This window comes from Pseudomonas syringae group sp. 247E2, from assembly GCF_032587795.1.
GTDB lineage: Bacteria > Pseudomonadota > Gammaproteobacteria > Pseudomonadales > Pseudomonadaceae > Aquipseudomonas > Aquipseudomonas amygdali.
This window is the reverse complement of record NZ_JAWHPK010000030.1, coordinates 58,573-76,287: the sequence shown is the minus strand read 5'-3', so window position 1 is coordinate 76,287 and position 17,715 is coordinate 58,573. Positions and strand designations below refer to the sequence as shown.

Below are 17,715 nucleotides of genomic sequence, written 5' to 3'. Positions count from 1 at the left end.
GACGCTGTCAACTCAAGCCTTGTGCTGAATGAGCTAGGATGCATTAACCCGATAAAAACAACGCTGGGTGCCTGCATGAATATTCTTTATGACGAACGCATCGACGGCGTGCTGCCCGCAGTCGACAAGCAACAATTGCTGCACGAGCTACGACGCCAACTGCCCGACCTGGACATTCTGCACCGCGCCGAAGAGCTTCGGCCCTACGAGTGCGACGGGTTATCGGCCTATCGCACCACGCCGATGCTGGTGGTGCTGCCACGCCATGTCGAAGAAGTGCAGACGCTGCTCAAACTGTGCCATGCGCATCGCGTGCCGGTGGTCGCTCGCGGCGCGGGCACCGGGTTGTCGGGTGGCGCACTGCCACTGGAGAAAGGCGTGCTGCTGGTGATGGCGCGCTTCAATCAGATCCTCGCTATTGATCCGGCTGCTCGTCTGGCGCGGGTCCAGCCCGGCGTACGCAACCTGGCCATTTCCCAGGCAGCAGCACCCCACGGTCTGTATTACGCACCCGACCCTTCCTCGCAAATCGCCTGTTCCATCGGCGGCAACGTGGCAGAAAATGCAGGCGGCGTGCATTGCCTCAAATACGGACTGACCGTGCACAACCTGCTCAAGGTCGAGATACTGACCGTCGAAGGCGAGCCAATGACCCTGGGCAGCGACACACTGGACTCACCGGGCTTCGACTTGCTGGCACTGTTTACCGGCTCCGAAGGCATGCTCGGTGTCATTACCGAAGTCACGGTCAAGCTGTTGCCCAGGCCGCAAGTGGCCAAAGTGCTGCTGGCGGCGTTCGATTCCGTGGAAAAAGCCGGCGGTGCAGTGGCCGATATCATTGCCGCAGGCATCATCCCCGGCGGGCTGGAGATGATGGACAATCTGGCGATTCGTGCCGCCGAGGATTTCATTCACGCAGGCTATCCGGTTGATGCAGAAGCCATCCTGCTTTGCGAGCTGGACGGGGTCGAAGCCGATGTACATGCCGATTGCGAACGGGTTCGCGAGGTATTGACACTGTCTGGCGCGACCGAAGTGCGTCAGGCGAAAGACGAGGCCGAACGGGTGCGCTTCTGGGCTGGGCGCAAGAACGCCTTCCCCGCCGTGGGCCGTCTGTCACCGGATTACTACTGCATGGACGGCACTATCCCGCGACGCGAGTTGCCAGGGGTATTGCGCAGCATCAAGGAGTTGTCAGCTCAGTACGGCCTGCGCGTGGCAAATGTGTTCCATGCTGGCGATGGCAACATGCACCCGTTGATCCTGTTCGATGCCAATCAGCCGGGTGAGCTGGAGCGCGCCGAGGCGCTGGGCGGCAAGATCCTTGAGCTGTGCGTCGAGGTCGGCGGCAGCATCACCGGCGAGCACGGTGTCGGTCGCGAGAAGATCAACCAGATGTGCGCGCAGTTCAACAGTGACGAACTGACTTTTTTCCATGCCATCAAGGCCGCATTCGACGCCAGCGGCCTGCTCAATCCCGGCAAGAACATCCCGACCCTGCATCGCTGCGCGGAATTCGGTGCCATGCATATTCATGCCGGGCAATTGCCGTTTCCCGAACTGGAGCGCTTCTGATGAGCGAGATGGACAAAGACGTCAGCCAGGCTCTACTCGAACGGGTCGATCAAGCGCTACGGGACAGCACGCCGTTACGTATTCAGGGTGGCAACAGCAAGGCCTTGCTTGGACGTGAGACAACAGGTGAGGTGCTCGATACCCGCGAACACCGTGGCATCGTCAGTTACGACCCGACAGAACTGGTGATCACCGTCCGCGCCGGTACGCCGCTGAGCGAGCTGATGCAGGTGCTGGACGCCGCAGGCCAGATGCTGCCCTGTGAGCCGCCCGATTTTGGCTGCGCAACGCTCGGCGGCATGGTCGCCGCAGGACTGTCGGGCCCGCGCCGCCCCTGGAGCGGGTCGGTGCGTGATTTCGTGCTGGGCACCCGGGTCATTACCGGCCTCGGCAAGCATCTGCGCTTTGGCGGCGAAGTCATGAAAAACGTTGCAGGCTATGACGTTTCACGCCTGATGGCAGGCAGTTTCGGCTGCCTTGGGGTGCTGACCGAGGTGTCGCTCAAGGTGCTGCCCAAACCGCGTCTGTGCAGCAGCATCGCGCTGCAGATGGACAGCTCGCAAGCCCTGGCCCGCCTTGCCGAATGGGGTCAGCAACCTATGCCCATCAGCGCAGCCAGCCACGACGGTCAAGTGCTGCGCCTGCGTCTTGAGGGCGGCGAAGGCTCGGTGGCAGCAGCCCATGAGCGGCTCGGTGGCGAAGTGTTCGATGGCGCTTACTGGCAGCAGTTGAATGAGCAGCGTCTGCCCTTTTTTCTGGACCCGCGACCTTTATGGCGGCTCTGCGTACCTGCCCAAAGCGCCGTACTGGAACTGCCAGGCGAGCAACTGCTCGACTGGGGCGGCGCACAACGCTGGCTGAAATCCGACGCAGACGGCGAAACCATTCGAGCGATCACCACGGCGGCTGGCGGGCATGCAACCTGCTACAGCCAGGGCGTTGTCGACAACCCGTTCCAGCCGCTGGCCGCACCTGTACTGCGTTACCACCAGGCCCTCAAGGCCCGGCTCGACCCGCAGGGCATTTTCAACCCCGGCCGACTGTACGCGGAGTTTTAAGCATGCAGACCACATTGAGTGAACACGCCAGAACCCTGCCCCGCGCCGAAGAGGCCGAACACATCCTGCGCAGTTGCGTGCATTGCGGTTTCTGCAATGCCACCTGCCCGACCTATCAACTGTTGGGTGATGAGCTGGACGGCCCGCGCGGCAGGATCTACCTGATCAAACAGGTGCTCGAAGGCCAGCAAGTCACCGAAAAAACCCGCTTGCACCTGGACCGCTGCCTGAGCTGCCGCAACTGCGAAACCACCTGCCCGTCCGGCGTGGATTATCACAACCTGCTGGACATCGGCCGTGCAGCGGTTGAGGCCCTGGTGCCCCGCCCGCTTGGCCAGCGGTTGCTGCGTGAAGGCCTGCGCCAGGTAATTCCCAATGCCGGATTGTTCCGTTTGCTGACCGGAATGGGCATGAAGTTCAGGCCCTTGTTGCCGCAGACACTGGCAACCAAACTGCCTGCAACAGTCCATGCTGCCGGGCTTCGGCCGACCACTCGTCATGCGCGTCAGGCGCTGCTGCTTGATGGTTGCGTGCAGCCAGGTCTGTCACCTAATACCAACGCTGCCACGGCACGCGTGCTTGATCGTCTGGGCATCGGTATTACTGCGGTCAGCAAGGCCGGATGCTGCGGCGCCGTGGATTACCATCTGAATGCACAGGAGGCCGGTCTGAACCGGGCGCGGCGCAACATCGACGTCTGGTGGCCCGCGCTCGAAGGCGGTGCCGAAACCCTCATCCAGACGGCCAGCGGTTGCGGTGCATTCGTCAAGGACTACGGCCATTTGCTGCGCCACGACCCAGCCTATGCAGACAAGGCCGAGCGCATCAGTGCGTGCACAAAGGATCTGGTCGAAGTACTGCGTGACGAGCCGCTGGAAACCCTGGGCATAAAGGTCGATACGCGACTGGCGTTCCACTGCCCATGCACCTTGCAGCACGCACAGAAACTCGGTGGTGAAGTGGAACGCGTACTGACTCGTCTAGGCTTCAACCTGACCCAGGTGCCGGACGGCCATTTATGCTGCGGCTCTGCCGGCACCTATTCAATCACTCAGCCGGCCTTGGCCCGTCAATTGCGCGACAACCGCATGAACGCGCTGGAAAGCGGCAAACCTCAGGTCATCGCCACCGCCAATATCGGTTGTCAGACTCACCTGGCCAGCGCCAACCGAACTTCGGTACGGCACTGGATCGAGCTGATTGATGAAGCGCTTGGCACTCCAGAATCTCGCTGAACTCCTATCCAATAACCACTGCTCCGGAGCAACCCATGAAAATCAAAGCCGTCCTTACCCAAACCGAAGTGAGCCTGATGCTCGGTGCCGCACGCGACGAGGCCCAGGCCAATGGCTGGGCTGTGGCCATCGCTGTCGTTGATGACGGCGGCCATCTGCTCGCATTCGAGCGACTGGACGACGCGTCGCCGATCAGCAGCTATATCTCGATCGAAAAAGCCCGTACCTCGGCACTCGGCAAACGTGAGTCCAAAGGTTACGAAGAAATGGTCAACGGCGGGCGTACGGCATTTCTCAGCGCCCCGCTGCTGACCTCGCTGGAAGGCGGCGTTCCGGTCATCGTCGACGGTCAGGTGATTGGCGCGGTGGGTGTTTCCGGCGTTAAGGCCGAGCAGGATGCACAAGTGGCCAAGGCCGGCATCGCGGCGCTGAATGCCGACTGACAGCGCAAGCCGCCGATGACTATATACAACCGGCCACTGCGCCTGCGTCATCCGCCGTGGCAGGTTTGGCAGGCGCACCTACAGCCTGTAGATCGAAATCCAGCTCATGTCCGGGTGGGAGGAGTAGATATACGTACCGGTCCTGTTGAGTACTGCGCCGCCCACCGAAGGAAAATAGGCGATACAGGTGGCGATTCCCTTCACAGTGTCGATCCGGTAGACGTCGTAATTGCAGGTGTAGATCGCATACACATAGCGCTCATCCGGCGTGACGCCTATGACTTTTACCGGATAGCCTTGGGTACCTATCTTCTCCCGATAAAACATTTTGTTGGTGGCGGCATCGATAATGTACACCTCGTCAATTCCGCCCACATACAGCCAGGCGCCATCGGAACTGAAGGCCATCGACCGCGGATCTGAAAACCCGGGAATATCATGCTGCAGGTAATCCACCCTGCTGATTGCAAGAACATCGGTGGGTGCCGTCCGGTCGACCAGCATCGTTGCGTAAAACCGGTCATTCAGGGGGCTGATCCCGAGGGCCAGCGACGCATTGGTCAGGGCACCCAGATCAAACTCGTTTTCGACCGTGTAGTTCTCGGTCTCGATCAGGCGGATAAGCCCGCCAAGCGCATTCTGAAAGGACAGGCAGATAAACCGGCCATCCGGGCTGCACAGGATGCGGTTGACGTTGGCAGCCGGAAGTATCCTGATGACCTCGCGCAAGCGAGTGTCCACCACGTAGCACCTCTTCTGACCAATGGTATAAAGCCGTTTCCCATCGGGGCTCAGGGTAATCGCACCCGCGCCTGCCCGCTTGATACTGCCGACCACGCTTGCACTGGCGATGTCGACCACGCTGACTTCGCGGCCACTCTCATGAGCGACATACAGCGTAGTTTCATCGGGACTGATAACGATCTCAGCGGGTACAAAGCCCAGCGGGATAATGCCGGTCAACCATGCGATGTCCAGAGGGACTCCTGAACCGACCGGGTCTGCAATGTGAGTCAGAGCTCTAACGTTTTGAGATGCTTTTTTTTGCATTTCTCTCACCCTTCAATAGGTCTTGTAAGACCGCCAGGACGGGGAATAGATAAGAAGATATATCCCCGTCATCCAACGATGCGGCCAAGACACTTATGCCGCTCCGATCCAAAAACGTAGGGTCATTGAATACTCAACACGAGGGGATGGGTACTGTCAGAAATAACAGTCCAGACGCACCGAAACCGTCCGAATGAGGGTATCAGCAGCGTTGCAGGACAGGGCCGTCGGGCACTCCAGCCCAGCGTCGGGAAGGCCCGGAGCGCAACGACCACTGGTCAGCGTGATGGCCAGGGGGGAAGCATGCAGGGATGGCCTTAATCAATACTCAGGAGCTCTCCCGTACCACCAGCTCAAACCCCAGATCCACCTGCGAATGCTGCGTGACCCCGTCGAGCAGGCCCAGCAGCACCTGTGCAGCACGCTGCCCGACTTCCTCCCTGGGCGTGCGTATCGAGGTCAGGCGCGGCACCATGTGGGCAGAACCGGGCAGGTCATTGAAGCCCACCAGCGATACGCGTTCGGGAATGGCGACGCCCAGACGCAAAGCCTCAAGGGCAGCGCCCTGCGCCAGGTCGTCATTGCAGAAGAAAACTCCGTCGACATCCGGATGTTGCTCCAGCAGGCGGGCAAACAACTCACCACCCAGGCCAATCGAGGACGACTGAGGCGTCGAGACCTGCAGCTCGGGGTCGAACAGCCCGGCGTCTTCCAGCACCTGGCGAAACCCGGCCCCGCGCTGCAATACGCGAGGGTCGAGCTGAGCGGCCATGTAAGCCAGTCGGCGACGACCACGGCCCAACAGATGGCGTGCGGCTTCGGCTCCTGCCTGCTGTTGCGAGAAGCCGACGCAATAGGTACCCAGTCGCGTATCGAGCTCCATCATGTGCACGCAAGGCACGCCGCTGGTTTCAAGCATCTGGCGCGACGCTGCGGTGTGATCGAAACCGGTCAGCAGAATACCGCGCGGACGATTGACCAGATGGTTGCGCAGCAGTTTCTCTTCCTCATCGGGTGAGTAGTGGTAGTTGCCGATCACCACGTCCAGACCACGGATGCGCAACACGTCCTGAATGGCCTCCAGCGTCTCGATAAACAACTGGTTGGAAAGTGAAGGCACCAGCACAACGACGGTCTGGCTGCAGGAAGAGGCCAGCGCCCTGGCTGCAGAATTTGCGACATAGCCCAGGGTCTGTGCCGCAGCGCGGACCTTTTCCACCAGCTCCGGCGCAACGGTGGTGACGCCGCGCAGCGCCCTGGAGGCCGTGATCGGCGACACGGCAGCAAGCCTCGCCACCTCATTGAGCGTAGGGCGACCAGTAGAGCGGGAACCAATGCGGATCATGCGTTGCCAACTAACATAGGGGTTGCCAAATGTGTCGAATGCCCCATAAGGTAGCGCTGTCTCATGGAAGGTGACAATGCTTTATCGCTGGTTTCACAGGGGCCACCCGGTCAGGGTCGCCGCGGAGAACAGCCTCCAATGCTTATTGACGAGCCCAAAACAACGACAAAAACTGGAACAGCCCGGGCTGAGCCTGATGTCCACCGGACAAAGACAGCGCTGTCTCCAGATGAGGTGCCTACTGTGACAACTGCGAATACTGCTATTTCCGCCCTTGTGGTAATGGGTGTCTCTGGCTGCGGCAAAAGCGCCGTCGGTGCCGAGATCGCCCGTAACAGCGGCGGTCGCCTGATCGAAGGCGATGCGTTCCACCCTCCCGCCAATATCGAAAAAATGAGCGCCGGAACCCCTCTCAATGATGACGACCGGGCCGGCTGGCTGACCCGCCTGGGCGAAGAGATGGCTGCTGCCCTGGCAAACGGTGAGCACCCTGTGCTGACCTGCTCTTCACTCAAGCTTATCTATCGCCAGCGTCTGCGCGATGCCGTACCCGGCCTGGGTTTTGTTTTCCTGGAACTTACCAAGGAACTTGCCGCCGAACGTTGCTCGCACCGGCCGGGGCATTTCATGCCCGCCAGTCTGGTGGACAGCCAGTTCGCAACCCTCGAGCCGCCTTACGGCGAGCCGCTGACGTTGATCGTCGACGCATCGCAGCCTATCGATGTCATCGGTGAACAAGCCGCAGCATGGTGGAAAGACTCCCACGCCTGATAAAGGCGTGAGCGCAGAAGACAGCGCTGTCTTGCGTACACACGATATTAACGTCGGCGCTGTTAACAGCTCCTTAAAACAATAAACCGGAGAAACACCCATGTTCGGTATGACCCATGAGACGTTCCTGCTCGTCGATGCGCTGGTGACCATCGTCGGCCTTGTACTGTTGATCACCACCTTCAAGGTACACCCTTTCGTCGCGCTGACCCTGGCGGCAGGCTTTCTTGGCCTGACCTCGGGAATGCCGGTTGAAAAAGTCATGAAATCGTTTCAGGACGGCTTCGGCGGCGTACTGGGGTTCGTCGGTATCATCCTCGGCCTGGGCACCATGCTCGGCAAGCTGATGGCGGACTCGGGCGGCGCGGACCAGATTGCGCAAACGTTGATACGCACCTTCGGCAAGCAGAAAGTGCACTGGGCCATGATGTTCTCGGCCTTTCTGGTGGGCATCCCGCTGTTCTTCGAGATCGGCTTTGTGTTGCTGATCCCGTTGGTGTTCATTGTTGCCCGTCGTACCGGCGTATCCATCGTCAAGATCGGCATTCCATTGCTGGCAGGCCTGTCAGCCGTGCACGGTCTGGTTCCGCCACATCCGGGTCCGTTGCTGGCCATCGGCATTTTCGGTGCCGACATTGGCAAGACCATTTTCTACGGACTGATCGTTGCACTGCCGACGGCCATCATCGCTGGCCCGATCTTCGGTAGCTGGATTTCAAAAAGCATCCCTGGCACTCCTTCAAAGGAACTGATGGACCAGATTGCCAAAGAGTCGAGCACTGAGAACCTGCCAGGCTTCGGTATCACGCTGGTGACCATTCTGCTGCCGGTCTTCCTGATGCTGCTCAAGACCTTTGCCGACGTGGTGTTGCCGGAAAACAACATGTTCCGCATCTGGATGGACCTGATCGGTCACCCGATCAGCGCCCTCCTCGCAGCGCTTTTGCTGGCGTTCTACACCTTTGGTGCGGCGCGTGGCTTTGACCGTACAAAAATCATGAAACTACTGGACCAGAGCCTGGCACCGGTTGCCGCAATCGTTCTGATCGTGGGTGCAGGCGGTGGCTTCAAGCAAATGCTGGTCGCCAGCGGCGTGGGCGACGTCATCGGACACATGGCTGTGCAGGCTCAGATCAACCCGATCATGCTGGCCTGGCTGGTGGCTGCCGTCATCCGTATTGCAACCGGTTCGGCTACCGTGGCAACCATCACCGGCGCAGGGATCGTGGCACCCGTGGTCGGCCTGATTCCTGGCGTCAACCGCGAGCTGCTGGTGCTGGCAACCGGTGCCGGCTCGTTGATCCTCTCGCACGTCAACGATGCCGGTTTCTGGCTGGTGAAGCAGTACTTCAACATGACGGTTGCCGAAACCTTCAAGACCTGGACGGTGATGGAAACCATCCTGTCGGTGGTCGGCCTGATCTTCATCATGTTGCTGTCGATGGCGCTTTAAGCCCATTCCGGCAGGGCCTTTGCGGGCAATGAAACCCGCGAAGGCCAACGCCTTGCTGTACATCGCATCTCTGCGCCACAGCGCGCACTCTGGATCGGCCACCCAGTGTCCCTGATAGCGTCAACACGCCTGAGCGTAGTAGCGATGGCGACCCGGCAGCCCTTTCCTACATCCTTGTTCGACACTTTCAACTGAATTTTCAGAAAGTCCGAGCAATCTCGCAAAGTCATGCCTACGCTTACACTCATGCCGAGATGGGCTTATCCCGCCTCGTCGAGTGAGACGATGACGACCTCACAGCGTGCAGCGGTTCACGATACTTTTTACATGACGCCAGTAAATACGGGCATTTTCACGTCGAAACGGGCAGAATTGGCGCGCTCGTCGTATCGCAGATGCAAATCTCGATGACAAGAAAATGAACCGAGGGAATTTAATTCACCCATGTGACGTCATAAGACGGATGCATTTGGATGCACTCGGCAACAATCACCACGCAAAGGCAAACGCCAGCCTCTTGAGAGAGGCGTTTTCAAGAGGCCATCAAGGAAAAGATTATGTTGATACTCACTCGCAAAGTAGGCGAAAGCATAAACATCGGTGACGAGATCACTGTCACGATTCTTGGCGTTCAAGGGCTTCAGGTCCGCCTGGGCATCAATGCACCAAAAAATGTTTCAGTGCATCGTGAAGAAATCTACAAACGTATCCAGGCAGAACTGGCTCCGAACCAGGACCCACAATAATTCCTGCAGTACCCCTTATTCAATGTTGATTTGCCATTTACTGGCAGACAGCCGTACGGCGTCCTTGGGGCGCCGTTTTTTATGGTGCTGTTTACCTGTAATTGCTGCCTAACCCGCCTGAATGTGAAGCGCTGCCTGCATGAATAAGTCCATACCGATCATCTCGGGAACAGCAGCTGGACAGGACAGCCTGCTGGTGACGGCCTCAACCACTGCTCGGCTTGCATCATGGTGAAACTGCCAGACGCCGTAGATACGTCCATCGAAGGCGGGTTCACTGCCCAGATGCGGATCGGCGCCAAGCCCGGCCCCCAGACCAAAAAGATACAGGCCCTTCATTCGACGACCCTGCTGGTCCAACGGACAGCCGCAAGCGTCGGACTCAAGACCGCCCTTTGTCTCGCGCAGGCTGATGAAGTTGCCTTCGGCATCTTTTAGCGTCGGCAGCACAGGTTGATAGCCAGAGCACTGCACGATCACCGCCGAGTCGGCAAGCGCGAGCCGGGCCGGCTCGTGGTAACCAGGTCGCCCGCCCAGCGTCTGAAACATCTGCACCCGCACGCCCGTCTTGCCGACACGGCCGCTACACAGCGCCTCGCGCCCAACGTCCAGCGCTCTATAACGCAAGCCGCCGGAGCGGTTGACTCGGCCTGATACCGGACACACATCGTGTTGGGCGTCGAAAAGGTAACCAGCTGCCTGTGCTTGTTCGACACTTTCGTAAAACAGCCTGATCCGGCTTCGATGAATAAGCGTCAGTTCCTGCAAGCCCGCGAACTCCAGTGCATCTGCCAGATTTTCCAGCATTGAAAAGGCACTGTGTGAGCCACCCACAATCGTGATTCGCCCTTTACCGGCCAGCGCGGGACCGAACACTTCGCGTAATTGCACCGCATTCATACGCAGCAACCTGTCGGCGCTCTGAATACTCACATTGCCTGGCAGCGCCAGCCCCTGCCCGGCAAGAGCATCAATCAGGTGCTGTGGATCCTGACGCCCACCCAGATTGAGTACCAGCGCCCGGCAGCGCACACGTCTTTTGCCGTACGGACCGTCAACGTGCAGGCAAAATGTGTCGCCGTCACTGACCACTTCATTAATGGTCGTACCGGACCAGACTTTTACTCCGTAGCGTTGCACGATGTGGTCCAGTACCAGCTTGGCGGCCTCGGCCATGAGCAGACCGGCATCAGACAGCTGCGGCGCGCTTTGCGCCTGCGCTTTGATACGCCAATACGCTGCCGAGTTTTCCAAAGGCTCGAATACCTCACGTAAGGCCGGATCGCGCAGGCAATCGATGAATACATCGCCCACAGAATTGGCGGTAATCCGATACTCCCCCAGCACGCCTGCTCCGGGCCGGTCGCTTGCGTCAATGACGACCAATCCTTTCGCGGCAATTCTTGGCATTGCGCCGGTTTTCAGGGCATTGAACAAAAAACCCATGCCGGCGAGCCCGGCCCCTCCGACGACGCAGCCGCAGGTTGTTTCCATACCGTTATCAAACATGATGATGCTCCATCGTCATTTCATACGTTGGTGCAGCACAGAAGTTCTGGATGATCGAGTGCCTGGCTGATCAGGCGAACCAGCGTCCCTGCACGATTCGAGGCGAAACACATACAACCGAACACCGACAAAGGCTCATTCACCGACGTGATGAGTCGTCATGAAACAGTGTTTTTTTACAGAAAGTTACAACACGTAAAACAGGCGGGACCTTGAAGTAGCGGAGTGGGCAGTAAAAAACCGCTCAATGCTACCGCCCTTTTTTTTAAGGCGGCGTTTTTATCAAGTGGAAAAGCGTGACAATGCGTTACGCATTCAGGAGGCAATCAAATAGTTGCAAAGAAACGCAAAAGTGTCAAATAGGCAGGGCGTTGAGCAACCCGTTCAATAGCGCGCTATAACCTGATGATTTCACGGCGTTTGTACCTTTTTAAAACCTTGACGTGCGCATGGTTCAAGACGGTTAAAAAGTTTCATGAATTTCTATTATTTTTTTATCGCCCATCTCCGAAACAGCATGACTCCGACGCTGTTAAATTGACGGGCGACCGGGCAGCGAGTTTTGCCCGAAAAAGTAGAACCGGCAACCGCACAAACGACAAGGCCCCGATCAACACTGATCGAGGCCCTGCTGCGTGATGCCTGGGCATCAGAGGGATGAAGCAGTATCAGGCAGCGCTGTAATGCGCTTGTGACGCCTTGGCTTTTGCCGGCTCTTCACGCAACCCGGCTACCAGTGCAGAGATATCCCGGACAGTCTTGATACGGCTGAGCGGGAGGCTCGTCTGACGATGGGTACGCCCGGACACCGGATCGCTTATTTGCACCGTCATCTGATCGTTGGCAATGGTGCAGGTGCAACGCAACGGCAGGAATGCACGTTCAACGATACTCCTGAGTTCTAACTCAGACAGTCCACTCGTAATCATCTCTTTATCTCCTTATGGGTGTAAGCATGTCCCGACCATGACAAATTTTGACAATTTTTATTGTTGATGACTCTTTTAAAAAACGGCCCAGACCAGCCCGCCAATTATCTGTCGTCACTCGCGTTATGCTTAAACGAGTTATACACCTCTCGCAGCCCCTCTAGCAACTTCCACAACCGAATATCCTTGCTCCTTTTAATGCTGTCCCTTATTGAAGAATCAACAGAAAAAACGATTCACCGTAATGATTTCCAGCGTACTACGGCCTGACGTGAATCACGGCGTACAGAAGTCACACTAGAAAGCAGCATAAATACTGACGAACGGTCGACTGTCGGGACGGCGTTATCTGAAAAAATAACCAGACACTGTTATCGAGTCGCTTGAAAAACGGGTTGAAGATAAAAGGCACGCCCGGGCCGATGCAATAATGGCCGTGCGTGCCCCCGCATGAAAAACTTACTGTTCCGAGCCAGACAGACGCAGATGGATCAGCGCCACCCGGGCACCTTGTTTATCGCGTTTCTCTTCGATGGCATAAGGGCGAAAGCCCATCCGCGGGTAAAACAGCAACCCGGGGACGTTATGGTTGTAGCAGGATGCAATCAGCTCAGTCGCTTCGTGCTTGTCAAATGCGATCCCCATCATACTGGTAATCAAGTAACGCCCTACCCCTTTGGAGCGGGCCTTCGGAGCGATGATCACATTACCCAGCGAGCAACGGCCGCGAAATTTGCATTGAGAGAAATTGGCAAAACCGACAACTTCGCCATCCATCTCGATGACGGTCGAGTCGTGTCGGGTCTCCAGTGCTTCGCTGAGTTGCGAGGCAGTCAGCGGGTAAGTCGCTCTGGGGAACATGTAGAACAGTTCGTCGGCATTCTGCGGCAGTTCGCAAATCGTGGGGATGTCTTTTTCTTCCAGGGGGCGGTGATGGAACATGAGCGGTAACCTCTTGAAGAAATTGAAGAAAGCGCGAGTAAACGTTAAGCAGATCGGCGATTTGGGCGACAGCTGGTGACAAAAATACAGCGCCTGTCCCTTCACAGCATATCCCCGGCTATCGAAAAGGGCACCTCAATAACGAATTGTGCTATTGAGCGCCTTTGTTGACGCTGCATTCGGACCTCTTGGCGCAACGTATTGAAGTGTAGGGGTTTGCGTGTACATCATGATTGCTCAGCTTGAAAACATACCCGGAACCCCGCTGTGCAATATTCTGTAACCCATGTTTGGTGGTTCATCTTGCAACCCTGACGCAGAACCGGCATTTATTTCACTTTGTTGACTGGATCATGCGTCTTATGCCGATTTCGCCCCTGGCTCGCTTCAAGGCTCGTCCGATCAAATGGATCTGCATATTAGCCATCATTATTGGCCTCCCGGTCGGCTGTGCAGTGCTTGAGCACAAGGAACGCGAGCTGGTGTTTCGCATCGAGCCCGGCACCGCAAGCTGGTACAGCGGCCTGCCCGCCGATGTGCAGGAGATCGAACTCAGCACACCGTCATTTGGACCATCGCAGAATATCCACGCCTGGTGGTGGCCCGCATCGGACAAGAACGCCCCAGCCGTGCTGTACCTGCATGGCTCAAGATGGAACCTCACCGGCCAGTTGTTCCGTATCCAGCAACTCAAGGCGCAGGGCTACTCGATACTGGCAATCGATTATCGGGGTTTCGGTCAGAGCATGGGCCAGCTGCCATCCGAGAAGTCGGTGTACGAAGATGCACGCATCGCCTGGGCACGCCTGAAACAACTGCAGCCCGATCCGCAACGCAGACTTATATATGGGCACTCGCTGGGCGGTGCAGTTGCGGTGGATCTGGCAGCCGAACTGGGCAATGACGCAGAAAAGGACAACGCGCCGATTCAGGCCCGCGGGCTGATAATAGAATCCACCTTCACCAACCTGGCCGATGTGGCCACTGCGCTGGCCAATACCTCGCTGCCTGTGCGCTGGTTGCTGTCGCAGAAGTTCGACTCTCTGGACAAGATTGCAGACATCCACATGCCAGTGCTGATCGTGCACGGCACCGAGGATCGCTACGTACCGGCACGCTTCAGCGAGCAGCTGTTCGAAGCAGCGCGGGAACCCAAGAAGCTGATACTGGTGCCTGGCGGTACACACAACAACAGCATGCAGATCGGACAGCCCGCTTATAGTCGGGCCATCCGTACGTTGCTTGATACACCGGCATCACTGCCCAGGGTCACAACACAGGACCAGCCGTCAAAGAACGCCGGTTAGACATGGCCGGACACGACGCAGTAGTCTCTGGGCTCATCACTCAGAGACCGCGCAATGAACTGCATTGTCGAGTATTCAGACCCGCATCACCGCCTTGCCGTCATCGAGCTGTGGAAGACCGTCTTCAATGACCCCATGCCGCATAACCGTCCGGAGTTGTCGATCGACAAGAAACTGGCTGCCGGGGACCGGCTGTTTTTCGTCGCCGTCATGGACGGCCGCGTGACCGGGACCATTCTTGCCGGTTACGACGGCCATCGCGGCTGGCTGTATTCGGTTGCAGTTGCCCCGCACCAGCGTGGCAAAGGACTGGGAACAGCACTGGTCAGGCACGCAGAACAAGCTCTTACGGACCTTGGCTGCGTCAAGATCAATCTGCAAATTCATACGTTCAACGAAAGTGTGCAGGCTTTTTATCAAACATTGGGGTACACGCCCGAGCCCATCATCAGCATGGGCAAGCGGATTGACGCCAACGTCGATAGTCATTGATAACCTGAAAACGCCCCTGTTTGCAGAGCACCGGGCTCAATCATTTATTTACATGAGAATCAGTATCAAATTACAATTATTGCTATTAACGTCCTTGCTGAGCATTTCCCTTGAGCACCTCCTCCCAATGCCCTCGCCGTCCCGGCCCTTTTTTGCTGTCCGCACTTTCACTGGCGATGTGCGCCAGCGGCGCAGTGCATGCTGCTGAAACCGCAACCTTGCCTGCCACCCAGGTATCCGCCGCCGCTACCGAAGGCCGGGAAGGCTACAGCGCCGAAAGCACCAGTACCGCGAGCAAAAGTGATGTACCGATCAAGGAGGAGGCACAGTCGGTCAATGTGGTAACGCCGCAGACCATCGCCGACTACAACGTGCGCTCGCTGGACGATGCCATGAAGTTTGTCAGCGGCGTCAGCCAGGGCAACACACTGGGCAACACCAAGGACTCGGTGATCAAGCGTGGCTTCGGTACCAACGACGACGGCTCGATCCTGCGCGATGGCGTACGCTCGGTAGTATCGAAAAACTTCGGTGCCACAGCCGAGCGCGTTGAAGTACTCAAAGGTCCGGCATCGCTGCTGTACGGCGCGATGGAGCCGGGTGGCGTGATCAACGTGATCAGCAAACAACCGCAATATGTGCAAAGCACCACGCTCAGTGGCTCGGCCTACAGCGAAGGCGGTGGCAGTTTCGGCATCGACACCACCGGACCGCTGGGCGATTCCGGGCTGGCCTACCGACTGGTGGCAGAGCGTCAGAGCGAGGACTATTGGCGTAACTATGGCATCGATCAGCACACCCTGATCGCGCCCTCGTTGTCCTGGACCGGAGAACGCGCCAGCCTGACGCTCGCCTACGAATACAACGACTACATCAGCCCGTTCGACCGCGGCACGGTGTTCACAGGTGGTCATCCGGCCGATATCAGCTATGACAAGCGGCTCGACGAAAAGTGGGCCAATACCGTGGGCATCAGCGAAACCGCAACCGCGCGCTTCGAGTACCAGCTTAGTGATGACTGGAAAACCCGTCTGACCTACGGCTGGAACAACGACCGCTACAGCCTCTCGATTGCCCAGCCAAGCACATTGTCCAGCAGCGGTGTGCTGCGTCGTCAGGCCAATGGCGGCCACTATGATTATGAAACGCGTTATGCCAGTTGGGACTTCATCGGCAAGCAAGAGATTCTTGGCCAGCAACATGATCTGTTGATCGGTGCCGAGCAGGAAGACTCCGACAAGTATCGTGGCAAGACCTACCGCAACACGGCTCAAAACGGCTTCAATATCTTCTCACCGGTGTATGGCAGCCTGGCCGAGCCCAGTGTGGTCAGCGCGGCGAACAGCAACCTGAGCAATCAACTGACCTCATCTTCCCTGTACCTCAAGGATAACTGGCACCTGAATGACCGCTGGATTCTGGTCCTGGGTGGTCGCTATCAGCATTATGACCAGTACATCAAACAAGGCCTTGGTGCTAGCCGAGTCACCAATCTGGACAAGAATGACGATGTATTTCTGCCAATGGCCGGTCTGGTATTCAAGGTCAATGAAGACCTCTCGCTGTACGGTAACTACAGCCGTTCGTTCGTGCCCAACGACGATGTGAACGATGACGGCACGACCTTCGACCCGGAAGAAGGCCGCAGTTACGAAGTCGGTGCCAAATATGCACTGGCACCGGCGCTTAACCTCAACCTCGCGGTGTTCGACATCGAGAAGAAAAACGTCGTCACCCCCACTGGCGTGACCGGCGTCAGCGAAGCAGCTGGCAAGGTCGGCTCACAAGGGGTGGAGCTGGACGTGACCGGGCGCATAGCCGAGCGCTGGGACATGATCGGCACTTACGCTTACACCCACACCGAAGTGCTGGATGATCCAAGCAACAAGGGCAATCGTCTTAGCCAGGCACCCAAGCATACGGCCAGCCTGTACCTCACCCACCATCTGCAAGTCCCGTCCGGTCTGGGCGACTGGCATGCAGGTGGCGGCGCACGCTATGTGGGCGAGCGCGCTGGTGATGATGCGAATACCTTCTATATGAGCAGCTACACCGTAGCCGATGCGTTTCTACGCTGGGATGTGCCGATGGCCGGTTACAAGACGCGCCTGCAACTGAATGTCGATAACCTGTTCGACAAGCAGTACTACCCGTCCAGTACAGGCAGCCAGTTGCAGGTCAACGTTGGCGAGCCGCGCACCGCGCGCCTGAGCGCCAGTGTCACTTTTTAACCAGTTACAACGGAGCAGGCCTGCAACGGCCTGCTCCACGCCTAACCAATGGGACGAATCAGGACTTCATCCGATAAAAACTGATCAGCGTTTCATTGTCTTGAATGTATTCGGTCTTGCCAATGAAGGCGCTCTTTTCCAGCCATTCATTAGGCCCAAGGGAAACCTTGAAGCGCGGCGTGCATGTGCATTGGTAATGGCCGTCACTGATCGGCCAGACCCCGTTCTGCAATTCCTGCTGACCCACTTCGTCCATGAGCAGGACACCCTGGCTTTCAACGCTGATCAATTCACCCAATTGCGTGACCAGAGTGAAACGAGTGTCCAGAAAGGCAAGCTCGGATGACAATTCAACCTGCATACTGCTGCCGCCAGCCTGCACCGAGCCGCTGAAATATTCGGCATGGAACTCTCCGCCCAGAATCCTGCTGCTGCTACGCAGTCCATCGCTGCATATGCCCATAAGCACAGGAACGTCGGTCTTCAGAATGACGGTGAGCACTTTCTCAAGCTGAGGCACCACTGCCGTATTACCACGAAAAGAGCGTTTGACGGGTTTCTTGAAATCGATGATGTTCATGGACCTGTTCACTCCATCGTTGAATGAATTCGGGCAATGGATGGCTGGG

16 protein-coding genes are annotated in these 17,715 nt (G+C 57.6%); 10 read left to right on the top strand and 6 right to left on the bottom strand.

What is annotated here, in order from left to right; translation table 11 throughout:
* Positions 1-75 precede the first annotated feature (75 nt).
* Genes glcD through RYC18_RS23555 form a run of 4 tightly spaced genes read left to right on the top strand, consistent with a single transcriptional unit; the run spans position 76 to position 4,311 of the window.
* The gene (glcD, locus tag RYC18_RS23570; RefSeq protein ID WP_016980886.1) at positions 76-1,575 is read left to right on the top strand and encodes a glycolate oxidase subunit GlcD; all 1,500 of its coding nucleotides are present in this window, start codon (positions 76-78) and stop codon (positions 1,573-1,575) included.
* A complete protein-coding gene (gene glcE / locus RYC18_RS23565; protein ID WP_002554151.1) occupies positions 1,575-2,633 on the top strand; it encodes a glycolate oxidase subunit GlcE in 1,059 nt (352 codons plus the stop codon). The genes glcD and glcE overlap by 1 nt, the downstream gene beginning before the upstream one ends.
* 2 nt (positions 2,634-2,635) lie before the next feature.
* A complete protein-coding gene (gene glcF, locus RYC18_RS23560) occupies positions 2,636-3,868 on the top strand; it encodes a glycolate oxidase subunit GlcF (protein ID WP_002554152.1) in 1,233 nt (410 codons plus the stop codon).
* A 35-nt stretch (positions 3,869-3,903) separates the two neighbouring features.
* The gene (locus RYC18_RS23555; protein ID WP_002554153.1) at positions 3,904-4,311 is read left to right on the top strand and encodes a heme-binding protein; all 408 of its coding nucleotides are present in this window, start codon (positions 3,904-3,906) and stop codon (positions 4,309-4,311) included.
* A gap of 78 nt (positions 4,312-4,389) precedes the next feature.
* Here the strand turns inward: RYC18_RS23555 and RYC18_RS23550 are convergent, their stop codons facing one another.
* Complete coding sequence (locus RYC18_RS23550; protein WP_002554154.1) at positions 4,390-5,361, bottom strand: WD40 repeat domain-containing protein; 972 nt, start codon at positions 5,359-5,361, stop codon at positions 4,390-4,392.
* Positions 5,362-5,689: 328 nt separating this feature from the next.
* Positions 5,690-6,706 (bottom strand): LacI family DNA-binding transcriptional regulator, encoded by a 1,017-nt coding sequence (locus RYC18_RS23545; RefSeq protein WP_316886922.1) that lies wholly within the window; start codon positions 6,704-6,706, stop codon positions 5,690-5,692.
* Between the two features lie 282 nt (positions 6,707-6,988).
* On the opposite strand from RYC18_RS23545, the gene RYC18_RS23540 reads away from it, so the two are divergent.
* The 3 genes from RYC18_RS23540 to csrA all read left to right on the top strand — a co-directional run bounded on the left by RYC18_RS23540 (position 6,989) and on the right by csrA (position 9,676).
* Positions 6,989-7,477 (top strand): gluconokinase, encoded by a 489-nt coding sequence (locus RYC18_RS23540; RefSeq protein WP_005732609.1) that lies wholly within the window; start codon positions 6,989-6,991, stop codon positions 7,475-7,477.
* 100 nt (positions 7,478-7,577) lie between these two features.
* Positions 7,578-8,930, top strand: coding sequence for a GntP family permease (locus RYC18_RS23535; protein ID WP_004667761.1), 1,353 nt, complete (start codon positions 7,578-7,580; stop codon positions 8,928-8,930).
* Positions 8,931-9,487: 557 nt separating this feature from the next.
* Complete coding sequence (csrA, locus tag RYC18_RS23530; protein WP_002554157.1) at positions 9,488-9,676, top strand: carbon storage regulator CsrA; 189 nt, start codon at positions 9,488-9,490, stop codon at positions 9,674-9,676.
* Positions 9,677-9,784: 108 nt separating this feature from the next.
* Here csrA and RYC18_RS23525 read toward each other — a convergent pair whose 3' ends face one another.
* From RYC18_RS23525 to RYC18_RS23515, 3 genes are all read right to left on the bottom strand, one after another.
* On the bottom strand, positions 9,785-11,185 hold the full coding sequence (locus RYC18_RS23525) for a pyridine nucleotide-disulfide oxidoreductase (RefSeq protein ID WP_057405105.1): 1,401 nt from the start codon (positions 11,183-11,185) through the stop codon (positions 9,785-9,787).
* Positions 11,186-11,853: 668 nt separating this feature from the next.
* The gene (locus tag RYC18_RS23520) at positions 11,854-12,114 is read right to left on the bottom strand and encodes a DUF1652 domain-containing protein (protein ID WP_002554159.1); all 261 of its coding nucleotides are present in this window, start codon (positions 12,112-12,114) and stop codon (positions 11,854-11,856) included.
* 459 nt (positions 12,115-12,573) lie between these two features.
* Positions 12,574-13,056 carry a GNAT family N-acetyltransferase gene (locus RYC18_RS23515; RefSeq protein ID WP_005780581.1) on the bottom strand — a complete coding sequence of 161 codons (483 nt, stop codon included), beginning with the start codon at positions 13,054-13,056 and terminating at the stop codon, positions 12,574-12,576.
* 362 nt (positions 13,057-13,418) lie between these two features.
* Here RYC18_RS23515 and RYC18_RS23510 point away from each other — a divergent pair, with 362 nt between their 5' ends.
* From RYC18_RS23510 to RYC18_RS23500, 3 genes are all read left to right on the top strand, one after another.
* Positions 13,419-14,363 (top strand): alpha/beta hydrolase, encoded by a 945-nt coding sequence (locus RYC18_RS23510; protein ID WP_316886921.1) that lies wholly within the window; start codon positions 13,419-13,421, stop codon positions 14,361-14,363.
* A gap of 54 nt (positions 14,364-14,417) precedes the next feature.
* A complete protein-coding gene (locus tag RYC18_RS23505; RefSeq protein WP_316886920.1) occupies positions 14,418-14,855 on the top strand; it encodes a GNAT family acetyltransferase in 438 nt (145 codons plus the stop codon).
* 110 nt (positions 14,856-14,965) lie between these two features.
* A complete protein-coding gene (locus tag RYC18_RS23500; RefSeq protein WP_316886919.1) occupies positions 14,966-17,086 on the top strand; it encodes a TonB-dependent siderophore receptor in 2,121 nt (706 codons plus the stop codon).
* Between the two features lie 58 nt (positions 17,087-17,144).
* Here the strand turns inward: RYC18_RS23500 and RYC18_RS23495 are convergent, their stop codons facing one another.
* The gene (locus RYC18_RS23495) at positions 17,145-17,666 is read right to left on the bottom strand and encodes a DUF3237 domain-containing protein (protein WP_002554164.1); all 522 of its coding nucleotides are present in this window, start codon (positions 17,664-17,666) and stop codon (positions 17,145-17,147) included.
* Between the last annotated feature and the right edge of the window lie 49 nt (positions 17,667-17,715).

Excerpts from the sequence above, each read along its gene's own strand:
- RYC18_RS23520 (WP_002554159.1), bottom strand. The coding sequence starts at position 12,114 with ATGATTACGAGTGGACTGTCTGAGTTAGAACTCAGGAGTATCGTTGAA.
- RYC18_RS23505 (WP_316886920.1), top strand. The coding sequence starts at position 14,418 with ATGAACTGCATTGTCGAGTATTCAGACCCGCATCACCGCCTTGCCGTC.
- RYC18_RS23495 (WP_002554164.1), bottom strand. The coding sequence starts at position 17,666 with ATGAACATCATCGATTTCAAGAAACCCGTCAAACGCTCTTTTCGTGGT.
- RYC18_RS23550 (WP_002554154.1), bottom strand. The coding sequence starts at position 5,361 with ATGCAAAAAAAAGCATCTCAAAACGTTAGAGCTCTGACTCACATTGCA.
- RYC18_RS23510 (WP_316886921.1), top strand. The coding sequence starts at position 13,419 with ATGCCGATTTCGCCCCTGGCTCGCTTCAAGGCTCGTCCGATCAAATGG.
- glcE (WP_002554151.1), top strand. The coding sequence starts at position 1,575 with ATGAGCGAGATGGACAAAGACGTCAGCCAGGCTCTACTCGAACGGGTC.
- RYC18_RS23540 (WP_005732609.1), top strand. The coding sequence starts at position 6,989 with ATGGGTGTCTCTGGCTGCGGCAAAAGCGCCGTCGGTGCCGAGATCGCC.
- RYC18_RS23525 (WP_057405105.1), bottom strand. The coding sequence starts at position 11,185 with ATGTTTGATAACGGTATGGAAACAACCTGCGGCTGCGTCGTCGGAGGG.
- glcD (WP_016980886.1), top strand. The coding sequence starts at position 76 with ATGAATATTCTTTATGACGAACGCATCGACGGCGTGCTGCCCGCAGTC.
- RYC18_RS23535 (WP_004667761.1), top strand. The coding sequence starts at position 7,578 with ATGTTCGGTATGACCCATGAGACGTTCCTGCTCGTCGATGCGCTGGTG.
- RYC18_RS23545 (WP_316886922.1), bottom strand. The coding sequence starts at position 6,706 with ATGATCCGCATTGGTTCCCGCTCTACTGGTCGCCCTACGCTCAATGAG.
- glcF (WP_002554152.1), top strand. The coding sequence starts at position 2,636 with ATGCAGACCACATTGAGTGAACACGCCAGAACCCTGCCCCGCGCCGAA.
- csrA (WP_002554157.1), top strand. The coding sequence starts at position 9,488 with ATGTTGATACTCACTCGCAAAGTAGGCGAAAGCATAAACATCGGTGAC.
- RYC18_RS23555 (WP_002554153.1), top strand. The coding sequence starts at position 3,904 with ATGAAAATCAAAGCCGTCCTTACCCAAACCGAAGTGAGCCTGATGCTC.
- RYC18_RS23515 (WP_005780581.1), bottom strand. The coding sequence starts at position 13,056 with ATGTTCCATCACCGCCCCCTGGAAGAAAAAGACATCCCCACGATTTGC.